Source organism: Oceanihabitans sp. IOP_32 (assembly GCF_009498295.1).
GTDB classification, from domain to species: Bacteria; Bacteroidota; Bacteroidia; order Flavobacteriales; family Flavobacteriaceae; genus Wocania; species Wocania indica.
The window spans coordinates 3,030,948-3,050,488 of the sequence record NZ_CP040813.1; the positions used below are offsets into that span (position 1 = coordinate 3,030,948).

A 19,541-nucleotide genomic window follows, 5' to 3' on the forward strand; every position below is an offset into this window, starting at 1 on the left:
AAATTAATATTCTAAACAAATATAGATAGTTTTAAATGAATTTTATTTTTTTGATATGAATTATCTTGAAAGGTTTTTAATGTTTGTATCTGTTGGAAATTGTGATACCAAATCTTTTAAGAGGTTTTATTGCGCAAAGTTGCGGAGACGCAAAGACGCAAAGTCTAAAATCTGGATTAAAATAGTTTTAAAAGCCTCTGTGAATCGCTGCGCAATCTTCGTGAAACTCTGTGTCATAGCTCTAATCTCCAAATGCCGAATTCTTTTTGTGTTTTGAGCTCCTGTAAAGTGGATTATGGGATGTCTCAATCGTGCCTCATTTCGACATGACAAATCGTATGGGTTTAATTCGTGAAAATTAGTGAAATTCGTGTAAAATTAGTTCTTGTACTGCGTTTTTGTATGATTTTGAGTGGTTTATGGTTAGCTGCTGTATAAAAACATGACACCGTGTCATACTTTTTGAGTTGGCATAATGATTGACTTAAACAGTACGACATTAAAAAAATAATATTCAATTAAATAAAACATATTATGAGTAAAATTATTGGAATAGATTTAGGAACAACCAACTCTTGCGTTTCTGTAATGGAAGGTAACGATCCAGTGGTTATCCCTAACGCAGAGGGTAAACGCACAACACCATCGGTAATTGCTTTTGTTGAAGGTGGAGAAATTAAAGTTGGTGACCCAGCAAAACGTCAAGCGGTTACAAACCCAACAAAAACGGTTTATTCTATTAAGCGTTTTATGGGAACTAAATTTTCTGAAGCTAAAGCTGAAGCAGAACGTGTAGCCTATAAAGTGGTTAAAGGCGATAATGATACACCTAGAGTAGATATTGATGGTAGAATGTATACCGCTCAAGAATTATCGGCAATGGTACTTCAAAAAATGAAGAAAACCGCCGAAGATTATTTGGGTACAACAGTGTCTGAAGCTGTTATTACGGTACCAGCTTACTTTAACGATGCACAACGTCAAGCGACTAAGGAAGCCGGAGAGATTGCTGGCTTAAAAGTACGTCGTATTATTAACGAGCCAACCGCTGCCGCTTTAGCGTACGGAATGGACAAAAAAGGAACAGACCAAAAAATTGCTGTTTTTGATTTTGGTGGAGGAACACATGATGTTTCAATATTAGAATTAGGTGACGGTGTTTTTGAGGTATTATCTACAGAAGGTGATACTCACTTGGGTGGTGACGATGTTGACGATAAAATAATTAATTGGTTAGCAGACGAATTTCAGGCGGAAGAGTCCTTAGATTTGCGTAAAGATCCAATGTCACTACAACGTTTAAAAGAAGCTGCAGAGAAAGCTAAAATTGAATTATCGTCTGCAGAACAAACAGAGATTAACTTACCTTATATTACGGCTACTGCTAGTGGACCAAAACACTTAGTACGTACGTTAACACGTTCAAAATTCGAACAATTAATCGACGATTTAGTAAAGCGTACAATCGCGCCTTGTGAGTCTGCCTTGAAAGCCGCAGGTATCTCTAAAAACGACATCGATCAAGTTATTTTAGTAGGAGGATCTACGCGTATTCCAGCCGTACAAAAAGCCGTAGAAAATTTCTTTGGCAAAGCGCCAAGTAAAGGGGTAAACCCAGACGAGGTGGTATCTTTAGGAGCTGCTATTCAAGGTGGTGTTTTATCTGGAGATGTTAAAGATGTATTACTTTTAGATGTTACACCTTTATCACTTGGTATTGAAACTATGGGTAATGTTATGACCAAGCTTATTGAAGCAAACACTACAATTCCTACCAAAAAATCACAGGTGTTCTCTACCGCTGCCGATAATCAGCCATCAGTAGAAATTCACGTATTACAAGGTGAGCGTTCTATGGCTGCCGATAATAAAACGATTGGGCGTTTCCATCTAGATGGTATTCCACCAGCTAAGCGTGGTACCCCGCAAATTGAAGTGACTTTCGATATTGATGCTAACGGTATTATTCACGTTACGGCAACAGATAAAGCGACTAATAAAACGCAAGATATTCGAATTGAAGCATCTTCTGGTTTAACTGAAGAGGAAATTAAAAAGATGAAAGCAGATGCTGAAGCTAATGCCGAAGCCGATGCTAAAGCTGTTGAAAATGCTCAGAAATTAAATGAAGCAGATTCAATGATTTTCCAAACTGAAAAGCAATTAGAAGAATTTGGTGATAAATTATCAGACGATAAAAAACAACCTATTTTAGATGCTTTAGAAGAATTGAAAAAAGCATATGAAACTAAAGACATTGCTTTAATTACACCAGCTTTAGACAAAATTAACGAAGCGTGGAAACAAGCTTCTGAAGAAATGTATAAAGCACAAGCAGACGCTCAAGGTGGTGGTGCTGCTCCAGGACCAGATGCTGCTGGACAAGCTGGAAAAACAGAAGGTGAAAGTAACGATGTTGAAGACGTAGATTTTGAAGAGGTGAAGTAAGCAGATAGCTCATACCGATATTATCGGAAATGTGCGAATTGCATGTCCCGAATTTGTTTCGGGATCTCAAAAAATTTAGTGTAGATTTAAAAACGCAATCATGAATTTGGTTGCGTTTTTTTGTGTGATAAAATTGTTGTTTTTTAGAGTGCTATTCATGTCCTAAATTCAAGGTCTTTTTGTACTTTTAGCATTCTTTTTAAAAAACTAAAATGTCTTTTTCCAAATCCTTAAAATCGTCTTATCAACCCAAACGTTTAGCGGTTAAACTAAATGCAAAAGGCGAGCAATTTGTTTATCAGGGGCATCCATGGATTTTTTCAGATAATATCGTTAAAATTAAAGACGATGCACAATCTGGAGATTTAGCTATTATTTTCGGTAAAAATAAAAACAGAGTCATTGGTTTAGGATTATATGATGCCCATTCGCCTATTCGAATAAAAATGCTTCATAATAGTATAGAAAAGGTAGAAATAAACGCCGAATTTTTTCAACAAAAAATAGAAGCCGCATTTGCTAAACGAAGAAAATTATTAAAAACCAATACCAATAGTTACCGTTTATTATTTGGCGAAAACGATGGTTTTCCTGGCCTTATTGCCGATGTTTATGCTGAGGTTTTGGTGGTGAAAATGTATTCTGAAATATGGTTGCCCTATTTAGAATCTATAATTCCAAATTTACAGAAAATTTCAAAGTCAAAAACGGTTGTCATTCGTTTAAGCCGCAGTATGGAACAATCAAAACTTCATAAGCTTAAAAATGGCGAAGTGGTTTATGGTAGTTTAGACGATGAGGTCGTTAGGTTTGTAGAACATCATGTCAATTTTTCAGCCAATGTTATAAAAGGTCATAAAACAGGTTATTTTTTAGACCATCGCGCAAACCGTAAACAAGTGGGAGAGTGGAGTAAAGGCAAGACGGTTTTAGATGTGTTTTCTTATGCTGGTGGATTTTCTATTCACGCGCTTTATAATGGCGCAAAAGAAGTGACAAGTCTCGATATTAGTAAACAAGCTTTAGAAATTGCAAAGCAAAACGCTAAGCTTAATAAATATGTAGGAATCCACAAAACGATTGCAGGAGATGCTTTTGAGGAGCTTAAAAAACTGATAGATAAACAAGTGACCTTCAATGTGGTAGTAATCGATCCGCCAAGTTTTGCAAAACAAGCCTCAGAAATTGATTTAGCGAAAAAAAAGTATTTTCAACTCGCTAAATTAGGCGAACAATTAACTGCTAAAAAAGGATTATTGGTTTTAGCCTCTTGCTCTTCAAGGGTTTCCAGTCAAGCATTTTACGATATTAATAGCCAAGCCTTAACATCTTCAAATAGAAATTATGATGAGATTTTAAGAACGCAACACGATAGCGATCATCCTATTGGTTTTCCTGAAGGTGCTTATTTAAAATGTGCTTATTATCGGTTTTTGGAATAGGTTTAAGTGTTAAGTATTAAGTAGGGAGTATTAAGTATTAAGTAGGGAGTATTAAGTATTAAGTAGGGAGTATTAAGTATGGAGTATTAAGTACTAAGTAGGGAGTATTAAGTAGGGAGTATTAAGTATTAAGTACAAAGACTGTTGTTTTTACTATGCGTGCATAATATTTATTATATTTGCTAATAAGTTTTAGAGTACACGTAATACTATAAACTTCAATTCGCAAGATTTCAGACTTTATAAAACAAAAACATGACAACTAAACTCACACAACTTTTAAATATTAAATATCCCATAATACAAGCACCAATGTTTTTGGTATCGAATGTTGCCATGGTAACCGAAGCCATGAAAAGTGGTATCGCAGGATGTATTCCTGCACTTAATTATCGAACGCTTGACGAATTGCGTGCGGCTATAAAAACATTGCACGCTAATCAGGTTGAAGGGGGAGCTTTTGGTTTTAATTTAATTGTTAATAAATCTAATTTAAAATATAAAGAGCAGTTAAAAGTTATTTGCGAGGAAGGCTGCGATTTTATTATAACCTCTTTAGGAAGTCCAGAAGAAACTATAATTCAAGCTCATAAAGTGGGAATAAAAGTGTTTTGTGATGTGGTCGATTTAAAGTTTGCTAAAAAAGTGGAGCACTTAGGTGCAGATGCGGTAATAGCGGTTAATAATCAAGCAGGTGGACACAGAGGTGATAAATCTCCTGAGGTCTTGATAAAAGAGTTAGTCGCTCATTGTAGTATTCCTATTATTTCTGCAGGTGGCGTTGGTTGTAAAGCAGATGTAGATAAAATGTTAAGCTATGGAGCAGAAGGCGTATCTGTTGGTAGCCCATTTATAGCTTCAATTGAAGCAGATGTTACAGACGAGTACAAACAAGCTTGTGTAGACTATGGAGCTGAAGATATTGTGATGACCGAACGTATTTCTGGTACACCATGCACCGTAATAAATACGCCTTATGTGCAGAAAATAGGTACGAAACAAACCTGGTTAGAGTCGGTTTTAAATAAAAATAAAAAGCTTAAAAAGTGGGTTAAAATGGTTCGTTTTTCAATTGGAATGAATGCCGCTAAAAACGCCGCGACGAAAGCTACCTATAAAACGGTTTGGGTGGCTGGACCAAGTATCGAGAATACTACAGAGATTCTTCCAACAAAAGACATTATAAATCGCTTAATCAATTAAAACCATTTTAGTCTTTTTCCTATTTCTATTTTTACCAGTAAATATATTAATGCTAATGCTGGCTGTTAAACCTCCTAATGTCGTAGCGCCCCATTCACCGCCATCAAACTTATTGTTCGCCTTACTGCTATCGTAAACTTCTTTTGCAAGCCCCACGAAAGTTGAGGCACCTAAACTATACCAAAAAGCCTTCTTTTTGTTTTTTGTAGTGCTATAAACTATTGTGTAGGTTGTAGCAGATATTAAAGCACCAGCTCCAAAATGCAATTTGTCATCTTTAGAAATGGTTTGCGCTTTACAATGCCCCGAAATTAATACTAACAAAAAAACAACATATATATTCATTGCACCACATAAGGAAAATACGAGTTTAATGATTATTTATGACAGTCTGAACAAATATTTGTTTAAATACCATTTTATTAGATTACTTACTGTTTTTTAAGTTAAAATAAAGCGGTAAACAGGTAAACCATTTTAAAAAGTAGCTTAATTTTAAACTAAAAATAAAAAAGTTTAGCGTAAGGTACCCTCTGGGAATTTTACTTTTTCTGGAGCACTATTTAACAGAGGTAATGCCAAACGTAATATGCGATTTCGTCGTCCGCTTGCATCTTTAGGCTCTACTGGGTAGGTAATTACAGCTTCCATCCAAGCATAGGTGTTTATTCTAAAATAAACGCTAGGCGGCCAGTGGTTGCGGTTTGATAATTCTGGATAACGTGTCTTAAAATCTCTTAAGGTGGCTTCTATTAAGCAATTTTCTACAAATTTTAGATCACTGGTATATGCAATTTGAATTGGGGTTTCATTCCAAATAAATGGAATTTCTGGTCCAGAATAGTTGATGATTTCTTCACGTAATATTAAACTATTCGGAAATCTAATCACCCTACCGCTCGGTTTATCGTTGTTTAAATAATCGCCATTACATTCTAAAATAGAGGTGTCTAAATAGCTTATTTCTACAACATCGCCTCGAAATCCCTTTATTTGAATACGGTCACCAACCAAATAAGAACGTCTAAAAATTAAATAAATCCAAGCAATAAATGAGGTAATTGGAGCCTGTAAAGCAAAGCCTAATATTAAGGAGATTAAACCAAAGCTAACCGCTGCGGCATAAAGATTTTGAAATAGAAAAGAGGCCACAACTATTAGACTTAGCGTAATAGAAAGAAATCTGATAATTCTTAAGAGATTGTATTCGTCGCCTTCAATATGGTTTTGTTTTTTTACGAGATCTGATATGATTTTACCAATCAAAAAGATGGTTGAAATTAAGAATAAACTCAGACTTAATTTTTTTATTAAAGGAATATATTCTTCCCAAGGATTTAAAATTTCTAATTCTATTAAATAATAGAAAGCAATAAGGAGTATTCCTATTATAGAATAGCTTAAAATCCAACGTTTATTTTTCTTAGTTTTCATTAGGCTTGAAATTTGTTCTCACAGGTAAAAATAACATATCTTTTCGATCTTAATACAAAAATTAATGCGCTCGAAAATTAAAAGTTAGTTCACTGTCTGAGTATAACTAGTAAGTTAATTTAAAAGTAGTTTTTTGACGCGCTAAAATCTAAGGTGCTACAAAAAAAATATGTTATCATTTTTAAAGTTGGTTTAAATAATTGTAGATCTAAACAATCTGTTTTATTGTGATCGTTTAATTTATAATTTCAATTTCAAAATAAGGCATATTGGAGGATTTTATTGTCATACCAAAAAAAGGCATTAAAAGTTGCATGTCAACATTAAATTTTTAATTTTACCTTCTTAAACTATAAAATAATGAAAAAATTTAGCCTACTTATGTTGTTATGCGTAACAACGTTAACCTCCAATGCCCAAGAATTAGAAAGTATTCTATTAGCTCGTGAAGATGCTAGTAAACTTACAGAAAGTTATATGAATCCCGCAATGAAAGGATTGATATATGGGATGAGTAGCGGTTGGTACCATACCGCAAAAGTTCATGATAAGTTGGGTTTCGATATTTCAATAGGGTTTAGTGCTTCCATGGTTCCGAGTAAAGATGAGCTTATAACTTTTGCTAACTTAGGGTTAACAAGTGTAACCTCGTCGTCGTTAACTAGTCCAACTTTGGCTGGTACAGGGCCAGGAGCGCTTATGAATGTGAATGCAACAGTTCAAGGCCAAAATGTTAGTACATCCTTTACAATGCCCGAAGGTATTAGTAAAGACTTGCCATTAAGCGCTGTGCCAACGCCAGCTATACAACTTAGTGTAGGTTTGCCGTATAAGTTTGATGTCATGCTGCGCTTAGTTCCAGAGGTGGGTAGCGACGATGTTAAAGGAAAATTATTTGGTTTAGGTCTTAAAAAAGAACTTACAAGTCTTTTGGGACCTATAGATCGATTACCTTTACACTTGTCCTTCTTGGCGGCATATACCTCTATGGATGTAAATTATCGAATGGATGGAAGTACCATAGGAGGTGTTAATCAGCACGCTAAGTTTAAATTAAATTCTTTTACAGCTCAAGCTATAGCATCTTTAAACTTTCCTATTATTAATATTTATGGAGGACTTGGTTTTTCTAGTGGTAAATCAGACTTAGATTTATTGGGTACTTACAATCTTGAATATAGTAATGCCGTAACAGAAACAGTAACAGATCCTTTAAATTTAGATTTTAAAGCAAGTGGGTTAAGAGGAACTTTAGGAGCAAGATTGAGCTTAGGGTTTTTTAAGATTTTTGCAGATTATACCTTACAAGAATACAATACAGCATCAATGGGTATTGCTTTTAGTTTTAGATAATTTTATTAAGAACTTAAAGTAGATTTGTTACTCACCAACCAAATACAATATTAAAGTTTTAGTTTATTTAGAAAATATAGCAGTCTTGAAGTTGGCTTTAAAGCATTAGAATAAAAAAACATTTAATTTCAGCTTACAGCTTTTAATTTTTATATAATTAAAATTTATAGTGAAACGTGTGGGATTAAAACCCACACGTTTCTTATTTAAACCAGCTTATTATTTGTAAATTTGTAGGTGTATTTGAATTGAATTAAATTTTTATAAACAAAACCTATATATCGATATGAAAATTACAGTAGTAGGAGCAGGGGCAGTGGGCGCTAGTTGTGCCGAATATATTGCCATTAAGAATTTCGCCTCAGAAGTGGTATTATTAGACATTAAAGAAGGTTTTGCCGAAGGTAAAGCCATGGATTTAATGCAATGCGCTTCTTTAAATGGATTTGACACCAAAATTACTGGTGTTACTAGTGATTACAGTCAAACAGCAAATAGTGATATTTGTGTTATCACTTCTGGAATTCCGCGTAAACCAGGTATGACACGAGAAGAATTAATAGGCATTAACGCAGGGATTGTAAAAACAGTATCCTCAAGTTTAATTGAGCATTCTCCCAATACCATCATTATTGTAGTAGTAATCCTATGGATACGATGACCTATTTAGTACATAAATCTACAAACCTACCTAAAAATAGAATTATAGGTATGGGTGGTGCTTTAGACTCTGCCCGTTTTAAATACCGATTAGCTGAAGCTTTAGAAGCCCCAATTAGCGATATAGATGGTATGGTAATTGGCGGCCATAGCGATACAGGTATGGTTCCATTAACTTCTCATGCCACACGCAATAGTGTGAGAGTATCTGAGTTTTTAAGTGAAGAGCGCTTAAATCAAGTTAAAGAAGACACCAAAGTGGGGGGTGCTACATTAACCAAGCTCCTAGGCACTTCGGCTTGGTATGCTCCAGGTGCTGCAGTTTCTGGCTTAGTACAAGCTATTGCATGCGATCAAAAGAAAATGTTTCCATGTTCAACCTTGCTCGAAGGCGAATACGGTTTAAACGATTTATGTATCGGTGTGCCAGTAATTCTTGGTAAGAATGGTATTGAACGTATTGTCGATATTCCGTTAAGTGCTGCAGAAAAAGAACATATGCAAAAAAGTGCAGAAGGGGTTAAAAAAACCAATGATTTACTTGAACTATAAAAAACTATTATCTGTTTTATATAAAGGCTGTCATGAATTTGGCAGCTTTTTTATTTGGTAAAAATGAGATGACAAAATAATGTATCTTCATCTTAACGACTTATAATTGTTGTGACTTTTAACGGTTTTTTTAAGTTTTAATCGCCAACTAGCAGATTAAATCAAATTAACAACACGACATTTAAAAATGAAATAGGTATTAAATATCGCAAAACCAGAATTCAACTTACGGTTCAATCAACATATCATCAGGGCATCAATTATGTTATGCGATATTATTCGAACTCATTTAAGGTGTTTTAGGCCATTCTTCTTCAATAATAATAAATAACATAGAAATAAAAACCATAGACCTATTGAAAATTTAAAAATTGATTATATTTGGCGCATGAAATCAAAATGGTGCTTTAGTGCTTTAATTATAATACTCACGCTATTCGGTGCTATTTCTAAGCAGCAGGTTACTGTACCTAATCAAGAAATTGTTCTCCAATTTACGGGTGTTTCCATAACATCCGAAGCGACTCAAAACACCATTGCTATTGTAAAAAAACAATTGCAGAGCCTTGGTGCAAGCCATATTAAGGTTAAAGAGACTGGAAGTGGAAAACTAAAAATTAGTTATTACAGCGATACCGATGTTGCTTGTATTAAAGAAACATTTTCAGCAGATAACAATCTAAGCTTCGAATATGTTTTTAACAATCAAGATAAAGATTCTTCAAAGCTTCCTTTTAAGGATGGCCAGGTTAGTTACAATCTCGATATTTACGAAATACACGACGGTAACTCTTCAGAATGGGATTTAAACGGCGTTTTTGTTCTTGATTTAAAATCTAAGACGTTTCGTTTTTCAAACCCTAACATCCACGTTTTTATTAGTGTTTTCGAAGTAAACGAAAACATTGAAAAAGTGGCATACACCACACATTGGAATATTGCTATTAATATCGATAATTCTTCGCACAAGATTCCTGAGGTGCGTGCTGGTCCAATAGCATAAGCAAACTAAGGCGTTAACCATTAGCTTTTACTAGTAATAATCACTTAAACAGAAAAATCAAATAGAGTTTTATGTTTTAAGTGTTAAAAGCTTTTTTAACATACTAACAAAACATAATTAAGAAACAAAAACACAAAAAACAACAAAATGCAAAATAAAGGATTAGTAAAATTATTTGCGCTTTTATTTGGGTTGGTAAGTATTTATCAATTATCATTCACATTTAAAGCCAACCAAATTGAGAGTGAAGCTCAAGAACTCGCAATTAATAAAATACCCGAAACCGAAGATAATTTTAGAGAAAAAAGAAGCAACGAAGAGGCCGACTACCTCGAGTCTATAGCAAACGATACCATTTACAATATTGGTATTGCGAAATTCACTTATAACGAAGTGAAAGCTAAAGCGATGAATTTAGGTTTAGATTTAAAAGGTGGACTAAACGTAATCTTACAAGTATCGGTTAAAGATATTTTAAAGGGCTTAGCTAATAACACTAAAGATCCAGTCTTTAATAAAGCTTTAGATGACGCTTCAGAGCTTCAAAAAAGCAGCCAGAATACCTATTTAGAAGATTTCTTTATTGCCTTTGATAAAATTAAGGGCGATACCAAATTGGCCTCTCCAGATATATTTTACACTAAAGAGTTGGATGGTGAAATTACTGGAGGTATGAGTGACGATGAGGTTAAAGCCATCATATCTACAAAAATAGACGAGTCTATAGTATCTGCTTTCGAAGTATTGCGTAAACGTATTGATGAGTTTGGAGTAACCTCGCCAAACATTCAACGTTTAGGAAACTCGGGACGTATTTTAGTGGAGTTGCCAGGCGTTAAAGATGTAGAACGTGCTACAGGATTATTACAGAGTACGGCGCAATTAGAATTTTGGGACGCTTATAAAGGAGAACAATTTATTCCGTTTTTAGTTCAAGCTAACGAAGTATTAAAAGATATTGTTAAGGTTGAAACGACTACCGAAGCTACAGAGCCTCAAGATGAAGAGGATGCTGAAGATTCACAAATTGATGCGCTTTTAGGTAAAGCTGAAACCGATTCTACCGCAGTGGCCACAGTAGAACCTTTATTCGATTTAATTCGCGGACAAGGGTATCAAGGTGGTCCAGTAATTGCAAGTTTCGAACTAAAAGATAAAGAAACTGTTTTAAATTATTTAAACTTACCACAAGTAAGAGCTTTGTTACCAGCAGAACAGCGTTATGCAAAATTTGCTTTTGGTAAACCAAATAGAAATAGTGAGTTAGTAGATTTATACGCCTTAGTTGGTAATAGGGATAATGTACCACAATTAAGTGGAGCTGTGGTTACCGATGCTAGCAATGAGTTTAGTCCGGTAGGAAACAAATCTGAAGTAGCCATGCAAATGAATGCTAAAGGCGCTAAGATTTGGGAAGAAATGACTGGTAGAGCCTTTACTCAAGGCAGCCAAATCGCTATAGTTTTAGATAATATCGTGTATTCTGCCCCTGGGGTTACTACAGGACCAATTGCTGGTGGGCGTTCTTCTATCTCTGGAGATTTTACATTAAATGAAGCTATCGATTTAGCAAACGTGTTACGTGCAGGTAAATTACCAGCATCGGCAGATATTATATCTAGTGAAGTTGTTGGCCCATCTCTTGGTAAAGAAGCCATTGAAAGTGGTACAAAATCATTTATGATTGCCTTAGCCTTAGTGTTGCTTTGGATGATTTTCTATTATGGAAAAGCTGGTGCATTTTCAGACATTGCCATGCTTTTAAATATTTTATTAATCTTTGGTATTTTATCAGGTTTAGGTGCCGTATTAACCCTACCTGGAATTGCGGGTATTGTTTTAACCATTGGTATGTCGGTTGATGCTAACGTACTTATTTTCGAGCGTATTCGCGAAGAAATTGTAAAAGGTAAAGGTCAAAAAGAATCAATTAAAGACGGGTTTAATAATGCACTATCATCCATTTTAGATGCTAATATTACCACAGGTTTAACAGCCTTAATCTTATTTATTTTTGGAACAGGACCAATTAAAGGCTTTGCTACCACCTTATTAATTGGTATTGCAACGTCTTTATTTACTGCTATTTTTATTACTAGACTACTAGTAGATTGGCACGTAAACAGAGGTGGTAAATTAGAGTTTTCTACAGGATTAACTAAAAATTTATTTAGAAATATTAATATTAACTTCTTAAAGAAACGTAAAGTCGCTTACACCATCTCGGCAGTATTTATTGTAGTTAGTATTGGTTCTTTATTTACTAATAGTTTAGATCAAGGTGTAGATTTTGTTGGAGGACGTACCTACCAAGTGCGTTTTGATCAAGATGTTAGTGCTTCTGAAATTACAGATGTATTATCGCAACCAGAAATTTTTGGAAGTGCCGATGCGAAAACGTTTGGGGATGCTAATCAGTTAAAAATTACAACAAAATATAAAGTAGACGAAACTGGTACTGATGTCGATGAGGAAATAAGAAAAGCACTATACGAAGGTCTTATACCTTATTTAGAAGGGGTGTCTTACGAGCAGTTTATAGATTTAAACGATGTTAACAAGCAAGTGGGTCTATTAGAATCCTATAAAGTTTCTCCAACAATTGCAGACGACATTAAACGTGCTTCTGGCTGGGCTATTTTAGGATCTTTAATTGTAGTATTCTTATACATACTTTTACGTTTTAAGAAATGGCAGTACTCTCTTGGTGCTGTTGCTGCGGTGTTCCATGATGTCTTAATTGTATTAGGTATATTCTCTCTAACCTATAAATTTATGCCATTTACAATGGAAATCGATCAGGCTTTTATCGCTGCTATACTAACCGTTATTGGATATTCTTTAAATGATACCGTTGTTGTATTCGATAGAATTCGTGAATTCTTTAATGAACATACAAGATGGGAGTTTAATAAAGTAGTAGATACCTCATTAAGTAGTACATTAAGCCGAACTTTAAATACCTCGTTAACCACTTTAGTGGTATTACTATCCATCTTTATTTTTGGAGGAGATTCTATTAGAGGCTTTATGTTTGCTTTAATAGTAGGTGTTATTGTAGGTACGTATTCATCGTTGTTTATTGCAACGCCAATTATGTACGATACTGTAAATAAACTAAAAGTTAAAAAGAAGGACGCATAGTTCTTAATATGTTTATATCAAAAAAGCCTATCATGTATTTGATAGGCTTTTTTATTAGACATAATTATAGAAAAAAATCACTAGTGTCCGATTAAAAATATTATAATGCTGTCCATCCTTTTAAAATTAAGAACTTTGCACATTTTTTAAAATGTCACCTTGCTTATTTGAAATAATTATTAAGATTTAAAGGAACTATTTTGTTAATTTAAAGTACTTCTGTTTATCAGTTAGTTAGAATCAAGTCTTGGTTCTTATGTCTATTAGCGAAGCGGTCTTATGTCTTTTGTCGTACATTAATGGAAAAAAATATACCATTAATCTATAGGTACTTTTACTGCATTGAGACTACGGCAAAAAACCACATATTAGGTCACGGGTAACCTGCGGCTAGTAATTAATGAAGTGGAATTATTTAGTAGTACTTTTCTTCTTTGAGTAGTCATAAAAAATACCAACAGCCAGTGTGCTCCAAATTAATCTGTAAACCCAAATATTCATTTCAAACCCAAATATTTCTCCAGTTTCAGAATTATTATTAAAGGTATAAAACACATTGACCATAGCGATTACGCCAAGTATTAATGATATCGATTTTTTCATTTTATTGTTGTTGTAGTCTTTGGGTTTAAAACAAAACCAAAGCAAAATTATTCCCGTATCTTCTTTTGTCGAAGCTCAAAGTTCTGACCTAAATATACTTTACGAACCATCTCATCGGCAGCTAATTCTTCTGGTTTGCCTGCTTTTAAAATACCGCCTTCAAACATTAAGTAGGTTCTATCGGTTATGGCTAGCGTTTCCTGTACGTTGTGGTCTGTAATTAAAATGCCAATATTCTTTTTGGTAAGTTGCGCGACAATACGCTGAATGTCTTCAACCGCAACCGGATCTACACCAGCAAAAGGTTCGTCTAACAAAATAAAACTAGGGTTAGTAGCTAAAGCTCTGGCGATTTCGGTTCGTCTGCGTTCTCCACCAGATAATAAATCACCACGACTTTTACGAATATGACCTAAGCCAAACTCTTCTATAAGCGATTCCATTTTAAGGTGTTGTTCTTTTTTACTTAGCTTTGTAAGTTGTAATACACTTAAAATATTGTCTTCAATACTTAGTTTTCTAAAAACAGAAGCCTCTTGTGCTAAATACCCAATACCGTGTTGGGCACGTTTGTACATCGGGTAGTCGGTAATTTCGGTGTCATCTAAAAAAATATGCCCACCATTAGGTTTTATTAAACCCACGATCATATAAAAAGAAGTTGTTTTTCCCGCACCATTTGGCCCTAAAAGCCCCACTATTTCACCTTGTTTCACCTCAAGAGAAACGTCTTTTACAACTTTTCGTCCGCCGTAGGACTTCATTAAATTTTGTGCTCTTAAAATCATAATTTTTTTTCTTAAGGCTAAAAGTAGTAAAACCATACCGACTATTTAAAGCCAGATATAAAATTTTATCTTTTAATGGTGTTATATTTCGTTACACTTGTTAATTCACGACCAAGATTTACTTGTTTTGAGCTTCTAAGGCCTCCCAAAACTCGTAAGCACGACGTAAATGTGGTATAACAATGGTACCGCCAATTAAATTGGCAATACTTAAAGATTCTACAACTTGCTCTTTTGGTATGCCTTCTTTATAACAGGTTTCGAGGTGATATTTAACACAATCGTCGCAGCGCAATACCATTGAGGCTACCAAGCCTAAAAGCTCTTTGGTTTTAACATCTAAAGCACCTTCCGCGAAAGCGTTGGTATCTAAATTAAAAATACGTTTTATTACTTTATTGTTATCGGCAAGAATTTTGTCGTTCATTCTCTGGCGATACTCATTAAATTCGTTTACGATATCAGACATATTGTTTTGCTTTTCTTTTTTGATTTTTAATTACAATTTTAGAAATATAAATACTTACTTGGTACAAAATTAATATCGGAATGGCCACAATAACTTGACTTGCAATATCTGGTGGGGTTATAATGGCCGATAAAATTAACACAATTACTAAGGCGTATTTTCTGTATTTCTTTAATATTTCTGGGGTAACTAGTCCTACTTTAGTTAAAAAATAGATTATTATAGGTAACTCAAAAATTAAACCAGAGGCCAAAGCCGACGATCTTACCAAGGCGATATAAGAGCTTATATCTATTTGATTATCGACCACTGTCGAAATACTATAATTGGCCAAGAAATTTAGAGATAAGGGGGTTACAATGTAGTATCCGAATAATATACCTACAAAAAATAACAACGAGGAAACCACTATAAAACCTCGAGAATACTTACGTTCATTGTCATGCAGCCCCGGACTTATAAATTTCCATAATTGATACACAACATAAGGGAATGAAATGATAAATCCGCCTAGAATGGCTGTCCAAATATCGGCAGAAAACTGTCCTGCCATAGTTCGGTTTTGTAAAATCATGGGCATTTCTTCTGCGCAAAACGTGGTTTCAACTCCAATAAAATTTCCGGCACGACACAACAGGTCGTAGGTGGGAAACCCCATATCTAAAGGCGCAAAAATAATGCTATCGAAAACAAAACGACTAAAAATAAACACAACGGTAGCCACTATAATTACCGCCAAACAAATGCGAATTAAGTGCCAACGTAAATCCTCAAGATGATCTAAAAAAGACATCTCATTGATGTTTTTTTTTGCCATTACAGAATACCTTCTTTAATTAAATTATGAAGGTGAATTATGCCAGCATACTCACCATTTTCTTCCACAACCAATTGCGATATACCATTGCTTTGCATGACTTCTAGGGCATCAACGGCCATGGCATCCGCATTAATACTTTTAGGGTTGGCACTCATGATATCTTTTGCGGTTAATGAAGAAAAATCATCAACTTTAGTTAGCATTCTTCTTAAATCACCATCTGTAATTATTCCTATAATCTTGTCTTTATCAACAACGGCGGTAACCCCTAACATTTTCTCGGTAATTTCAATGATAACATTTTTAATATTCGTATCTAAATTAACTTTTGGTTTTTCGTTAACCGATGATATGTCATGAACTCTTAAATACAGTTTTTTTCCTAAAGCCCCACCAGGATGGTATTTAGCAAAGTCGTTACTCGAAAAACCGCGTAATTTTAATAAACAAACAGCCAAGGCATCACCCATAACTAATTGTGCAGTAGTACTGGTTGTAGGTGCTAAATTATTGGGACAGGCTTCTTGTTTCACAAAAGTGTTTAAAACATAATGGGCTTGTTGTCCTAAAAAGGAATCTTTATTACCTGTAATCGCAATCATTTTATTTTTAGCACTTTTAATTAAAGGAACTAGAACTTTAATTTCTGGTGTGTTTCCACTTTTGGAGATACAAATAACGACGTCGTCTTCTAGAATTAAGCCTAAATCGCCATGAATCGCATCGGCAGCATGCATAAAAATAGCAGGCGTTCCAGTGGAATTTAGAGTGGCAACAATTTTTTGTGCAATAATGGCACTTTTGCCGATACCCGTAATAATAACACGACCTTTAGAGTTGTAAATAATTTTAACAGCATGCGCAAAATCCTCTGTTATTAGATTAGCTAAGTTAGAAATGGCTTCGCTTTCCATTTTAATAGTATATTTTGCAGTATTGATAATAGAATTTTCGTCTTTCAAAATTTATTGTTTTTTTTGTGCATGTTTTAAAGATTTTAGTATCTTTAAATACCAAATTTAAATTTTATATTGTAATTTCGAATTTAGTTACAAAACTAACGAAAAAAACAAGAGTGTTCTCGATTTACCGTACTAATTTCATGAATTATAAGTGTGGTTTATTTTTCTTTTAATCATAATATATTAATTTTTTTATTTAAACAATGTCAATAGCAAAAAGCGATGTAAATTCTGCATTAAAAAAGTATTTTGGATTTAGTAAATTCAAAGGATTGCAGAAAGATGTAATTGAGAGTATTATAGCAAAGAATCACACTTTTGTTATTATGCCAACTGGAGGAGGAAAATCGTTGTGTTATCAATTACCGGCACTTATGCAAGAAGGAACTGCTATTGTGGTGTCGCCACTAATAGCTTTAATGAAAAACCAAGTGGATGCTATTCGAGGTATTTCAAAAGAAGAGGGGGTAGCGCATGTACTTAATTCTTCATTAAACAAAACCGAAGTAAAACGCGTAAAAGAAGATATTGTAAATGGGGTTACCAAATTACTTTATGTCGCTCCAGAATCGTTAACCAAAGAGGAGAATGTTGAGTTTCTAAGAACGGTAAAGATATCCTTCATGGCTGTTGATGAAGCTCATTGTATAAGCGAATGGGGTCATGATTTTAGACCAGAGTATAGAAATTTACGAAGTATAATAGAGCGTATAGGCGAAAATATTCCCATAATTGGTTTAACTGCAACAGCAACACCAAAGGTACAAGAAGATATTATTAAAAATCTTGGAATAACTGGAGCTAAAACCTTCAAGGCATCCTTTAATAGGCCTAATTTGTACTACGAAATTAAACCAAAAACAAAAAATGTCGATGTCGATATCATACGATTTATAAAACAAAATAGTGGTAAATCGGGCATTGTGTACTGTTTAAGCAGGAAGCGTGTAGAAGAGTTGGCACAAGTCTTACAGGTTAATGGTATTAAGGCCGTGCCGTATCACGCTGGATTAGATGCTAAAACAAGATCAAGCCATCAAGACAAATTCTTAATTGAAGATATCGATGTCGTGGTCGCTACCATAGCCTTTGGAATGGGTATCGATAAGCCCGATGTTCGATTTGTAATTCATCACGATATTCCTAAAAGTATCGAAAGCTATTATCAAGAAACTGGGCGTGCGGGTCGTGATGGCGGTGAAGGCCACTGCCTTGCATTTTACACCTATAAAGATATTGAAAAATTAGAAAAATTCATGTCTGGTAAACCTGTTGCCGAGCAAGAAATAGGACATGCTTTATTACAAGAAGTTGTCGCTTTCGCGGAAACATCTATCTCTCGAAGAAAATTTATTTTACACTATTTTGGTGAAGAGTTTGATAACGAAACCGGTGAGGGCGGCGATATGGACGATAATGTGCGTTATCCTAAGAAACAAAAAGAGGCTAAGGATAATGTTAAATTACTTCTAGAAACCATTAAAAAAACGCACGAAAAATATAAATCTAAAGATTTAGTAAACGTTCTTATAGGCAAAGAAAATGCATTGATAAATTCCCATAAAACCAATGAGCAAAGCTATTTTGGAAAAGGAAAAAGTCACGATAACAAATATTGGATGGCTCTATTAAGGCAAGTTTTAGTTGCTGGTTATCTTAAAAAAGATATTGAAACTTATGGGGTGCTAAAGTTAACAGATTCTGGTAAGGATTTTATTAAAAATCCGCAATCATTTTTGATGACTGAAGATCATGTTTTTGAAGGTGCTCAAGAAGATGGCACAGTGATAGTCGCTTCAAAAGGAGCGAGTGCTATTGCCGATAAGACTTTAATGAAAATGCTTAAAGATTTACAAAAGGCTGTGGCTAAAAAAGCTGGCGTACCTCCATATGCTGTTTTTCAAGAATTCTCTCTAGAAGATATGGCTTTAAAGTATCCTATTACTATTGCCGAGCTTAGTAATGTTCACGGCGTTGGAGACGGTAAAGCAAAAAAATATGGTAAAGATTTTGTTAAACTTATTGCGAAATACGTAGAAGAAAACGAGATTATCCGTCCAGACGATTTAATTGTAAAATCTACCGGAAGTAATTCTTCTAATAAGCTATACATTATACAGAATATCGATAGAAAATTACCTTTAGATGATATTGCATCGTCCAAAAATATGTCTATGGATGATTTTCTTAAAGAAATGGAAGCCATAGTATATTCTGGCACGAAACTAAATATTAATTATTGGGTTGACGAGATTCTCGACGAAGATCAACAAGAAGAGATTCATGACTATTTTATGGAATCTGATACCGATAACATTCAAGAAGCGATTGAAGAATTTGATGGCGATTATGATGATGAAGAACTGCGTTTATATCGTATTAAATTTATTAGTGAAGTAGCCAATTAGTGTTTATACCTATCTCAAAATTGCTTATTGTACAGCTTATACAAGTATGGCATTCCAGCAATGTGCATAAGTTTTAAGACGATATTTTATTTAAAAATTCACTTTTTTAATTTTATTGAAGGCGTCGTATCCAATAAAATATAAATAACTTAGGCATAGTTATATAGAGATTAAAGAGACTGCAGAAAATGTAACGCATCAAGTGTAGATCACGTGTTACAGTTGATTAAAAACACGAATATATTCGTGTGT

General features: G+C 34.3%; 14 protein-coding genes and 1 pseudogene. 8 read left to right on the forward strand and 7 right to left on the reverse strand.

Annotation, left to right across the window (positions count from 1 at the left end; all coding sequences use genetic code 11):
* Positions 1-534 precede the first annotated feature (534 nt).
* The 3 genes from dnaK to FEZ18_RS12735 all read left to right on the forward strand — a co-directional run bounded on the left by dnaK (position 535) and on the right by FEZ18_RS12735 (position 5,093).
* A complete protein-coding gene (dnaK, locus tag FEZ18_RS12725; RefSeq protein WP_153268667.1) occupies positions 535-2,448 on the forward strand; it encodes a molecular chaperone DnaK in 1,914 nt (637 codons plus the stop codon).
* 212 nt (positions 2,449-2,660) lie between these two features.
* Positions 2,661-3,890: a class I SAM-dependent rRNA methyltransferase gene (locus tag FEZ18_RS12730; protein WP_153268668.1), complete on the forward strand. Its 1,230-nt coding sequence runs from the start codon at positions 2,661-2,663 to the stop codon at positions 3,888-3,890.
* 255 nt (positions 3,891-4,145) lie between these two features.
* A complete protein-coding gene (locus FEZ18_RS12735) occupies positions 4,146-5,093 on the forward strand; it encodes an NAD(P)H-dependent flavin oxidoreductase (protein ID WP_153268669.1) in 948 nt (315 codons plus the stop codon).
* On the opposite strand, the gene FEZ18_RS12740 is transcribed toward FEZ18_RS12735, so the two are convergent.
* Entirely contained in the window at positions 5,082-5,417 is a 336-nt protein-coding gene (locus FEZ18_RS12740) for a hypothetical protein (protein ID WP_228122754.1), read from the reverse strand. The genes FEZ18_RS12735 and FEZ18_RS12740 overlap by 12 nt on opposite strands.
* 192 nt (positions 5,418-5,609) lie before the next feature.
* Positions 5,610-6,527 (reverse strand): mechanosensitive ion channel family protein, encoded by a 918-nt coding sequence (locus tag FEZ18_RS12745; RefSeq protein ID WP_153268671.1) that lies wholly within the window; start codon positions 6,525-6,527, stop codon positions 5,610-5,612.
* 360 nt (positions 6,528-6,887) lie between these two features.
* On the opposite strand from FEZ18_RS12745, the gene FEZ18_RS12750 reads away from it, so the two are divergent.
* The 4 genes and pseudogenes from FEZ18_RS12750 (at position 6,888) to secDF (ending at position 13,239) form a co-directional block, all read left to right on the forward strand.
* On the forward strand, positions 6,888-7,880 hold the full coding sequence (locus tag FEZ18_RS12750; protein WP_153268672.1) for a DUF6588 family protein: 993 nt from the start codon (positions 6,888-6,890) through the stop codon (positions 7,878-7,880).
* 286 nt (positions 7,881-8,166) lie between these two features.
* A pseudogene (mdh, locus tag FEZ18_RS12755) lies at positions 8,167-9,092 on the forward strand (malate dehydrogenase).
* Positions 9,093-9,480: 388 nt separating this feature from the next.
* Positions 9,481-10,095, forward strand: coding sequence for a hypothetical protein (locus tag FEZ18_RS12760; RefSeq protein ID WP_153268673.1), 615 nt, complete (start codon positions 9,481-9,483; stop codon positions 10,093-10,095).
* 147 nt (positions 10,096-10,242) lie between these two features.
* The gene (gene secDF / locus FEZ18_RS12765) at positions 10,243-13,239 is read left to right on the forward strand and encodes a protein translocase subunit SecDF (RefSeq protein WP_153268674.1); all 2,997 of its coding nucleotides are present in this window, start codon (positions 10,243-10,245) and stop codon (positions 13,237-13,239) included.
* A 411-nt stretch (positions 13,240-13,650) separates the two neighbouring features.
* Here secDF and FEZ18_RS12770 read toward each other — a convergent pair whose 3' ends face one another.
* From FEZ18_RS12770 to FEZ18_RS12790, 5 genes are all read right to left on the reverse strand, one after another.
* Positions 13,651-13,842, reverse strand: a complete 192-nt coding sequence (locus FEZ18_RS12770) for a hypothetical protein (protein WP_153268675.1) — start codon at positions 13,840-13,842, stop codon at positions 13,651-13,653.
* 47 nt (positions 13,843-13,889) lie between these two features.
* Entirely contained in the window at positions 13,890-14,630 is a 741-nt protein-coding gene (lptB, locus tag FEZ18_RS12775; protein WP_153269120.1) for an LPS export ABC transporter ATP-binding protein, read from the reverse strand.
* A 118-nt stretch (positions 14,631-14,748) separates the two neighbouring features.
* Entirely contained in the window at positions 14,749-15,099 is a 351-nt protein-coding gene (locus tag FEZ18_RS12780) for a carboxymuconolactone decarboxylase family protein (RefSeq protein WP_153268676.1), read from the reverse strand.
* Positions 15,092-15,916, reverse strand: coding sequence for a twin-arginine translocase subunit TatC (tatC, locus tag FEZ18_RS12785; protein WP_153268677.1), 825 nt, complete (start codon positions 15,914-15,916; stop codon positions 15,092-15,094). The genes FEZ18_RS12780 and tatC overlap by 8 nt, the downstream gene beginning before the upstream one ends.
* A complete protein-coding gene (locus FEZ18_RS12790; RefSeq protein WP_153269121.1) occupies positions 15,916-16,833 on the reverse strand; it encodes an SIS domain-containing protein in 918 nt (305 codons plus the stop codon). Before FEZ18_RS12790 ends, tatC begins: the two co-directional genes overlap by 1 nt.
* Positions 16,834-17,084: 251 nt before the next feature.
* Here FEZ18_RS12790 and FEZ18_RS12795 point away from each other — a divergent pair, with 251 nt between their 5' ends.
* On the forward strand, positions 17,085-19,289 hold the full coding sequence (locus tag FEZ18_RS12795) for an ATP-dependent DNA helicase RecQ (RefSeq protein WP_153268678.1): 2,205 nt from the start codon (positions 17,085-17,087) through the stop codon (positions 19,287-19,289).
* Positions 19,290-19,541 lie beyond the last annotated feature (252 nt).

What these genes read in the sequence shown, in the direction of transcription:
- dnaK (WP_153268667.1), top strand. Translation starts at nt 535, where the DNA reads ATGAGTAAAATTATTGGAATAGATTTAGGAACAACCAACTCTTGCGTT.
- FEZ18_RS12730 (WP_153268668.1), top strand. Translation starts at nt 2,661, where the DNA reads ATGTCTTTTTCCAAATCCTTAAAATCGTCTTATCAACCCAAACGTTTA.
- FEZ18_RS12735 (WP_153268669.1), top strand. Translation starts at nt 4,146, where the DNA reads ATGACAACTAAACTCACACAACTTTTAAATATTAAATATCCCATAATA.
- FEZ18_RS12745 (WP_153268671.1), bottom strand. Translation starts at nt 6,527, where the DNA reads ATGAAAACTAAGAAAAATAAACGTTGGATTTTAAGCTATTCTATAATA.
- FEZ18_RS12750 (WP_153268672.1), top strand. Translation starts at nt 6,888, where the DNA reads ATGAAAAAATTTAGCCTACTTATGTTGTTATGCGTAACAACGTTAACC.
- FEZ18_RS12760 (WP_153268673.1), top strand. Translation starts at nt 9,481, where the DNA reads ATGAAATCAAAATGGTGCTTTAGTGCTTTAATTATAATACTCACGCTA.
- secDF (WP_153268674.1), top strand. Translation starts at nt 10,243, where the DNA reads ATGCAAAATAAAGGATTAGTAAAATTATTTGCGCTTTTATTTGGGTTG.
- FEZ18_RS12770 (WP_153268675.1), bottom strand. Translation starts at nt 13,842, where the DNA reads ATGAAAAAATCGATATCATTAATACTTGGCGTAATCGCTATGGTCAAT.
- lptB (WP_153269120.1), bottom strand. Translation starts at nt 14,630, where the DNA reads ATGATTTTAAGAGCACAAAATTTAATGAAGTCCTACGGCGGACGAAAA.
- FEZ18_RS12780 (WP_153268676.1), bottom strand. Translation starts at nt 15,099, where the DNA reads ATGTCTGATATCGTAAACGAATTTAATGAGTATCGCCAGAGAATGAAC.
- tatC (WP_153268677.1), bottom strand. Translation starts at nt 15,916, where the DNA reads ATGGCAAAAAAAAACATCAATGAGATGTCTTTTTTAGATCATCTTGAG.
- FEZ18_RS12790 (WP_153269121.1), bottom strand. Translation starts at nt 16,833, where the DNA reads ATGGAAAGCGAAGCCATTTCTAACTTAGCTAATCTAATAACAGAGGAT.
- FEZ18_RS12795 (WP_153268678.1), top strand. Translation starts at nt 17,085, where the DNA reads ATGTCAATAGCAAAAAGCGATGTAAATTCTGCATTAAAAAAGTATTTT.